The 3,692-nt window shown below is 29.4% G+C and carries 3 protein-coding genes; all 3 read left to right on the top strand.

Annotated features, from left to right (window positions below):
* Positions 1-224 precede the first annotated feature (224 nt).
* Positions 225-848 carry a L,D-transpeptidase gene (locus GQ589_RS11405; RefSeq protein ID WP_160426313.1) on the top strand — a complete coding sequence of 208 codons (624 nt, stop codon included), beginning with the start codon at positions 225-227 and terminating at the stop codon, positions 846-848.
* Entirely contained in the window at positions 845-2,065 is a 1,221-nt protein-coding gene (locus GQ589_RS11400) for a hypothetical protein (RefSeq protein WP_160426311.1), read from the top strand. Before GQ589_RS11405 ends, GQ589_RS11400 begins: the two co-directional genes overlap by 4 nt.
* 69 nt (positions 2,066-2,134) lie before the next feature.
* Complete coding sequence (locus GQ589_RS11395) at positions 2,135-3,301, top strand: hypothetical protein (protein WP_160426309.1); 1,167 nt, start codon at positions 2,135-2,137, stop codon at positions 3,299-3,301.
* The last annotated feature ends 391 nt before the right edge of the window (positions 3,302-3,692 follow it).

The raw sequence follows: 3,692 nt of genomic DNA, 5'->3' as shown, positions 1-3,692 counted from the left end.
GATTTTGGCTGTTTGATTCATTTCTGACTCTCCTTATTTGTGTTATAAAATAACTTGAATGTCAGATTAAGTAAAGACTATTACAGCTTAGCGAAGTTAAATCAACAAAACGACACGCCCCCAGAAAATGGCGAGGCAACAAGACCACAACCACCGCAGCAGACACCACCCCACCTGCCACGCTTAGTGCTGACGGCAATGCGTGGTTTATTCACCCGGTAGCAATGATGGATTACTTTAAAATACCTAAAGCAAGGACTACTTTTGATGGTCAATATATTGCTGAGAATAATGAAGTGTATATCAATATAATTGTACCCCAACATCGTGGGTTAGAAGGTCCTTTAATTGTATTTGATGAAAATACAATTTATTATAAAACTCATGCACTTTGCCTTGGCTCTAATTCTAACCGGACTAAAGTAAATGGTGATGGTGACACACCTACAGGCAGAGCAATTACATCATATTATCCAGACAGACATAAAGGGGAATGGAGTTTTGGTAATTATGGATTCATTGAGTTGACAGGGGAAAGTGGGGAGTTTTTAACTGCAACTAACAATGGACGAGCAGGAATAGGTATTCACTGTGGACATACATCAGGATATTATAGGAAATCTTTGGAAGATTTAGGTAATTTGATGAACACTCATGGTTGTATTCGAGTTTATAATGCCGCTATGAAAGAGTTAGGTGAATTGTATACTAAATTTAAGAAGGAAGGGAAAAAAATATATTGTTATATTGAAGATTATAATGGTGATATTAAAGATGTCTATCAACATTATGAATTCGACTCTGATCCAAAAGATGCTGTCAGAAGTGGGAGGGTTACAACACAATGATACTAAATAAAATAAAATATCTTTTTTATGTTTTTTTAGTGTTTTTTACGTTGATAGTTTCAGCTCAAACTGAAGATTTAGAACAATTGAAACATAAATGGGCAGAAAGAGATTTTGCCGAAGAGGTTGGTATCGTTTCTAAATTTCTCAGAAGTAAAGGATATGAAATACCAACAGAAAAAGAATTTAGACAAAGGATTTTAGATTATTTTGGAATTGATTTTGATACAATAACATTTGACTGTCAATATTTGCTTAGTAAATATGGTTATAGCTGTTTTACCAAAAATGGACGTTTTCTACTTACATATAGTGAATCATTTCTTGTTAGCGAATACAAAGGATTAGATGTTCCTCTTACTCCTAAACAAGGATTAGAATTACTAAATACGCCATATAATGCATTTTCTCCTCATCTTATTGCTTATAATAAATTGCTTTTTAATGATAATGTTGATTTTTATGTTAAAGAGTATTTTAAAAAAAATCGTGCTAGTTCCCTTCAAGAAGTTGTGGTTTATTTTAATTATGAAAAAAATAATGTGCTATATGAATTAGTATTGCCAGTATGGGATGATGATTTAACAAATATTTGGCATTTTATTTTTTATAATAATTATAAAAAAGGGTATCGAAAACGCTTGTTAAATGATTTGTATATACAATCAGGTGAAAAAGTTATTACAACGTTATTAAAAGCTTTGGCAGATAACTGGGATACTTATCAGAAAGGAATTTCCATCTCGAATGACAAGAAAATTAGAATTGAACCAGTATCTCAAGATAAAGCATTGTTACACCTTATTAAATTGCAAAGTCAACATATTACAGATGGTGTAACATTAGAAAATAGCCAGAGTAAAGCATACCAATATTTAAGAGATTTTTTCAAAATAGATAATCAACTTGAATTAAGACTTAAAGAAAATAATTATTATAATATGGGTTTAATTGTATTAACTAACGAACAAAAAGTTATTTCTGATGGTCAAAATATATTAATTGAAAATCATTATATTACAAAATCAAATGATGGTTATATTAATTTTCGTCAAGAGCCAAGTTCTAATTCAATAGTGATCAACAAATTACCAAATAATACAGAAGTGATTAAAATGAGTACGCAAGGTGAATGGTTATATATAAAATTAGCCCAAAAACCTTGGGCTAAGGGTTATATTCACCTTAGTCAATTAGAATATAAAGATATTTACTAATTCAATGCTATTGTTAGTGAAGATAACCTACTAACTATATTAATTTTAATAAATTAAATGGATTACATCATGATGATTAATAAAGTAGGAAAAAATTTAATTATTGTTCTCGCTTTTTTTTTAATGGTCACATTAACCAATGCTCAAGCGGATGTTAAATCAGCAAATAACTTGATTGAAAAAATTGACATAATGTCAGAACTGCTAAAACATGAAAATTATCAAGCTCTGGATTTAGATAAATTTAAAGAAAAAGTTAACGATTATTTTGGTTCAGATATAGATGTAATAACAGATAGTTATTGTCAAAATCATAGTAAACAAAAGCAAAATTATGGTATGACAAACATGGGAAGATTTTTTTATTCATGTATACTGTTAAATTCATTTTCAAACAAAATATTAGATAACTCATCAAATGAGTACACTCAACAACTAATAGCTTACAATAAATTACTTTTTAATGATGACGATTCAGCTAAAAAATATTTATTGAATAAGAAATATGATTATTTGCCCGAGATTGTGTTTAACTTGAATTATGAAAAAGACGCTTTACTATATGAAACCGCAGTAGCTAATCCATATGTAAATCAGGAAGATGAATGGCACTTTCTATTTTATAATAACTCATCAAAAGGATACAGAAAGCGTTTTTTAAATGATAGGTTATTGGATAAATCCTATTTTCGCAGTTTACTAATGTCTTTATTTACTAACTGGAATGTTGTACAGAAAGACACTGGTATACAAGGAAAAAAAGTAACCATCCTTCAAACTGCTAAGGATAAGGCATTAATTCATCTGATTAAATATCGAAGCTATTTACAAACTGATGGTGAATCATTAGAAAGAAGCCAGCACTTAGCATATGAGTATCTTACTGATTTCTTTAGTAAAGATAAACAATTGAAAGATAGGTTGGAGAAAAATAATTATTACAATATGGGAATAAAAGTATTAGTAGATGAACAAAAAATTATTTCAAACAACCATAATGAAATACTAGAAAATCATTATTATACCAAATCTTCCGAAAAGCATACAAATCTATTGCAAAAACCTGACTCAAGATCATCTATTCTTATGAAATTATCAAATGGTACTGATGTAATAAAGTTGTACCAAAAAACTACAGAAAGTGAAAAGCATAATGAATGGTTATATGTTAAATTGGCAAGAGATCAATCAATACATGGTTATATACATCTGAGTTGTTTGGAATATAGACAATAATGTTTTTATAGTAAGAATGAATTAGTTTAGCAGTAAATTGGATAGTATATTGAAAATGCTTTTATTTTTATTAAGAAGACATAGTTTCGATTTGCCAAATCAAATCTTGACAGTAATGATTTACAATACATAGGCAATAATCGCTACAAACGGGTCCAAACAAAATACCTGTATAAATCGGGATACCATCTAAACAAAGAAAGTAACCAATTTGAATATAAAAAAGAAAGAGCGTACAAACCTAAAGAAATAAAAGCCTGTCGAAATTATATTTGTAAATATCCCAAACTTAGTACACAACTCACCTAGAAAATTAAGCTGCTTGTTTTAGTGTTTTATACTCAATCGGTGTCATGTTATTTAATGCCTCATGCGGTCTTTCGGTGTTATA

The sequence above is a fragment of the Gilliamella sp. Pas-s27 genome (assembly GCF_009795865.1).
In the GTDB taxonomy this organism is placed as follows: Bacteria; Pseudomonadota; Gammaproteobacteria; order Enterobacterales; family Orbaceae; genus Gilliamella.
Note: the sequence above shows the minus strand (reverse complement) of the source record. Positions and strands in the feature narration are given on the sequence as shown.

Excerpts from the sequence above, each read along its gene's own strand:
- GQ589_RS11405 (WP_160426313.1), top strand. The coding sequence starts at position 225 with ATGATGGATTACTTTAAAATACCTAAAGCAAGGACTACTTTTGATGGT.
- GQ589_RS11395 (WP_160426309.1), top strand. The coding sequence starts at position 2,135 with ATGATGATTAATAAAGTAGGAAAAAATTTAATTATTGTTCTCGCTTTT.
- GQ589_RS11400 (WP_160426311.1), top strand. The coding sequence starts at position 845 with ATGATACTAAATAAAATAAAATATCTTTTTTATGTTTTTTTAGTGTTT.